We start from the raw sequence: 3,689 nt of genomic DNA, 5'->3' as shown, positions 1-3,689 counted from the left end.
TTTTATTATGCTTCAACATTACAAAAATATATAATAGTTTGCTAGATATTATTATTTAAATTTATACTAAAAAACTAAAATATTTATTAAAAATTTATAAAACATAACTATATCAGAGAAGCACACACACAACCATGCCTTCCTTTATGCTTGATAACTTTTACCCCTTTCTCATTCTATCTTTTTTAGCTTTATTATTTCTAAGAGATTAACGGCCCGCCTTAAAACTATTGCTATTATAGCAGGAATATAACTCGACTGTCCTTGCATATTCTATGTTATCTGCTTTACTGGTGATATGTTGTTTTGTAATGTTAGTATAAAAGAATTCTGCTTTCTCCTGATCATAAAATAATAATCCGGGTAATTTAGGCTTTGTGGTGCAAATAAGTAAATTTAACTGACATACCTAAAGAATTAAATATCATAAAGGGGTTGTCTGCAGGACAATGGCATTCGGTTAAGGAGCAATAGGTTTGATATTTGTCTTTTCCCAATCTTTTCTTGGTTTAAATGATTGTCTTAGAAAAGATCTGCCCGGTCGAATTTTTTGTCGTATGCGCAGAATCTTTTGAGTTACCTTGGCAACCCAATTTCTTAATTCTTCATAAGAATCAAGAAAAAGATTTTCTATATAATTACTTACAACTCTAAGACAGTTTTTAAAATTGATATTAAACATACTTGTTGAATTGAAGAACTTATAGAAATTGAATGCACTGCATTTCTCTTTATCTTCTTGATTCATATGTGGTAAGCTATCTTGAGCATCAAACTCAAAGAATCGTGATAAATTAATTAACAGTAAGTGAGCATAAACTTCTTGTTTGACTCCTCTCCCTGTTTTAGAATGAAACTCATCAATATTGATAATTTTCTTGGATATTTTATAAAGTTCTTCAATACTCCACCGCTCGTGATAAAGATCAGAAAAGGAATTAGCTGGATACTGCTCACCACTTAAAGTTGTACCATAAAGGTAAGTTTTTCCCTTAATTGTGTGTTTGATTAAGCGAAGAGGGATTGGCTTTGGTTTTAAAAAATATCCTTGTTTCTTAAGATCAGAGATAACTGCTTTAGAAGGAACATATTCTATTATTTCTTCTGTCTTAGAACTTCTGATAAAATCTACAATACGTTTGTTTGTAGACCCTTCTTGCATTCGAAAAATAGTATGAACACCCTTCCTGTGAAATTCATGAAGTAACAGATAACTAGAATACCCTCGATTAAAAATGGCAACATCGTTTGGTTCTAAAATGTTTAAGTGGTGTAGAGCACATTTCCTCTCATTCATATGTGAGACAAAATTAAAGTCATAAACTGTTTTGCTTAGAACATTATAAAGACAACTTAATAACCCCTGAGGATAATGCCTATGTTCTTCGTCATAAATTTTAAATCCAAATTTGATAAGCTCTCTAGGAATATTTACTCTTGAACCATCTATGGCATAAACTCGATGTCCTAACCATAAAGGAAGAAAACGTTTCTTATTCCAGTTCTCTAACAAACATTTGTTAATATCCTTAAAAATATCTTCAGGTATCTTTTGACGCCCCTCACAAAAAGAAGAAGCTGCTACAGATTTATTTTGGGGTAGCTTTATATCTTTTTCCTCACAACTATCCCAAAACTCTAACAAGTTTATACTGAGGCCTTGACCTCGGCCACTTGAGATTTTTAAAAATCATAATAACTATAATTTTACTATTTAATATTCTACTTCGCTTTTGCCACAATGCGTTGTACTCTTCACACACTCTATCTATTATCTCTTTAACACTCGACCAATACTCAATAACAGCTAGTTCTTCCATACTTTACTCCTTTTTTAAAAGTTTGAGTAAGTATAGCATAGCCCTTCCCTTAACCGAATGCCATTGTCCTGCAGACAACCCCATATAGAGAAGTTATGGTATTTTAGTAAGGCAGTATGTGTAAACGAGGACGGTTAACTTTTTACTCTGATTATGTGATTGAAATGATGCTAACATTGCGTATGCTACTTAAGCTGCCGTTAAGACAAACTGAAGGGTTTGTTAGATCAATATTTGAGCTTATTGGAGTTAAACTTAAAGTTCCTGAGTTTAGCAGATTATCTAAAAGAGCTCAATGTGTACTTAAGAGAATAAAATTACCACCCCTGGATGTTGAAGGGTATTTAGTAATAGATAGTACTGGTATAAAAGTATACGGAGAAAGTGAATGGCTTGTTTTCAAGCATGGAGGTGAAGTAAAGAGAAGGATATGGCGTAAACTACATATAGGAGTTAGTGAGGAAGGATTAATAGTCTCACGTATTATGACCAGCCATGTAACTGATGACCGTAAGTGCTTAGAACCCTTAATAAGAAGTGCGGGTGAAGAAAAAGTAACAGAAATCTTAGCTGATACTGGCTATGATAGTAACAATAGTTATAGTTTATTAGAAAATAAAGATATCAAAGCTATAATTCCACCTCCTAAAAATGCCAAAAAGGCTACTGTAAAACATAGGTCTGACACAATTAATTATATTAAAGAAAAGGGGGACCATGCCTGGCGCCATAAGAATAAATACGGGAGAAGAGAGATCGTTGAAAACACTATTTGTCGTTATAAAAGTATTATAGGAGCCAAACTTAGATCTAGAAAGTGGGATAATCAAGATGCAGAGACTCTTCTTGGTTGCTATATGCTTAAAAAATTACTAATCTTGGTATGCCTCAATCAATGAAAATCACTTAAATAGTTCAGGTAAAGGGAGGTTTTTTCCCAATTCGGATTTAGGCAACAAAGCGCCTTTTACTTACTATTTGTGGATCAAAGCTACTTTCTCTATCTCTTGGTACTTCAATCTCTATCTCTCCTTGATCAGTGATTAGCTTTTTACTTCCATACCCATTGCGGCTGTTATTTTCTTCTCCTTCCCGACTATATCTTTCATACCCTAAATGATCGGTAATCTCTCCTTCTAAACATGCCTCTAACGTCCTACCTAATAACTGCTTTAAAGCCCCTCCTTCCCCAAATATTGCTTCCTGTGTCTTGTACTCTTTTACCAACGCTTTCGCCATTTCTTTTAAGTTTAGTTCTTTATTTATTTTTTCTGCCATAGTGTCCTTCCTTGTTTATTAGATTTCTTATTTCTTTACTACTATGACTTTATACACACTTACTTCAATGGTTCCATTTTTTCAGCAGCAATATACCGTTTGATTTGATGACCAATCATGCTTTTTTGGGCTTCGGATGTTATTAATTTTGCTTCCTTTAAACTTAAACCCAGACTTGCAGGGGACATATCATCAGTTCTATGAAAACAAGCAATTTCTTCTGTAATAACTTCTTCTTCCGTTTCAAACATAAATTGAATTTTACATCTCATATAGTAGCCTCCTGATCTTTAGTTAAAAGATATTCTCTTAATTCTTCATTGATTCTTTGCTTATTTACCTTTTCTCTATTAATCCAATACTCTAAATCTTCTATCATTTGCTCAAAATGATTGCGGCTTGCTTTACCGGATTGATACTTTTCTAAAACTGCTCTAAGCTTGCTATATATCTTAGGAAGACTATATTCCTCGGCAAGCTCCATAAACCCCCATGCTCCGCCACAGTCTCCAGGCGGCCCCGGCATGCTTACCGTTAATACACCTTGGATATAGCTTCTTAGGTTCAGCTGATAGCAGTTTCTCAACTCTA

Annotated in this window: 6 protein-coding genes; 1 reads left to right on the top strand and 5 read right to left on the bottom strand. The window is 33.7% G+C overall.

What is annotated here, in order from left to right:
- Positions 1 to 460: 460 nt before the first annotated feature.
- The gene (locus NF27_RS00265; protein ID WP_039454559.1) at positions 461 to 1,645 is read right to left on the bottom strand and encodes an IS4 family transposase; all 1,185 of its coding nucleotides are present in this window, start codon (positions 1,643 to 1,645) and stop codon (positions 461 to 463) included.
- Complete coding sequence (locus NF27_RS00260) at positions 1,626 to 1,820, bottom strand: hypothetical protein (RefSeq protein WP_039454555.1); 195 nt, start codon at positions 1,818 to 1,820, stop codon at positions 1,626 to 1,628. The genes NF27_RS00265 and NF27_RS00260 overlap by 20 nt, the downstream gene beginning before the upstream one ends.
- Before the next feature lie 116 nt (positions 1,821 to 1,936).
- Here NF27_RS00260 and NF27_RS00255 point away from each other — a divergent pair, with 116 nt between their 5' ends.
- Complete coding sequence (locus NF27_RS00255) at positions 1,937 to 2,719, top strand: IS5 family transposase (protein WP_084212734.1); 783 nt, start codon at positions 1,937 to 1,939, stop codon at positions 2,717 to 2,719.
- Positions 2,720 to 2,768: 49 nt separating this feature from the next.
- On the opposite strand, the gene NF27_RS00250 is transcribed toward NF27_RS00255, so the two are convergent.
- The 3 genes from NF27_RS00250 to NF27_RS12145 all read right to left on the bottom strand — a co-directional run.
- Complete coding sequence (locus tag NF27_RS00250; protein WP_053332442.1) at positions 2,769 to 3,098, bottom strand: transposase; 330 nt, start codon at positions 3,096 to 3,098, stop codon at positions 2,769 to 2,771.
- 59 nt (positions 3,099 to 3,157) lie between these two features.
- Positions 3,158 to 3,370, bottom strand: coding sequence for a hypothetical protein (locus NF27_RS00245; protein WP_039454551.1), 213 nt, complete (start codon positions 3,368 to 3,370; stop codon positions 3,158 to 3,160).
- Positions 3,367 to 3,689, bottom strand: a 323-nt coding sequence (locus NF27_RS12145; protein WP_039454549.1) for a hypothetical protein, incomplete at its 5' end; no start/stop codon positions are given. The genes NF27_RS12145 and NF27_RS00245, both read right to left, overlap by 4 nt.

The sequence above is a fragment of the Candidatus Jidaibacter acanthamoeba genome (genome assembly GCF_000815465.1).
Lineage (GTDB): Bacteria > Pseudomonadota > Alphaproteobacteria > Rickettsiales > Midichloriaceae > Jidaibacter > Jidaibacter acanthamoebae.
Note: the sequence above shows the minus strand (reverse complement) of the source record. Positions and strands in the feature narration are given on the sequence as shown.

Excerpts from the sequence above, each read along its gene's own strand:
- NF27_RS00250 (WP_053332442.1), bottom strand. The coding sequence starts at position 3,098 with ATGGCAGAAAAAATAAATAAAGAACTAAACTTAAAAGAAATGGCGAAA.
- NF27_RS00245 (WP_039454551.1), bottom strand. The coding sequence starts at position 3,370 with ATGAGATGTAAAATTCAATTTATGTTTGAAACGGAAGAAGAAGTTATT.
- NF27_RS00260 (WP_039454555.1), bottom strand. The coding sequence starts at position 1,820 with ATGGAAGAACTAGCTGTTATTGAGTATTGGTCGAGTGTTAAAGAGATA.
- NF27_RS00255 (WP_084212734.1), top strand. The coding sequence starts at position 1,937 with ATGTGTAAACGAGGACGGTTAACTTTTTACTCTGATTATGTGATTGAA.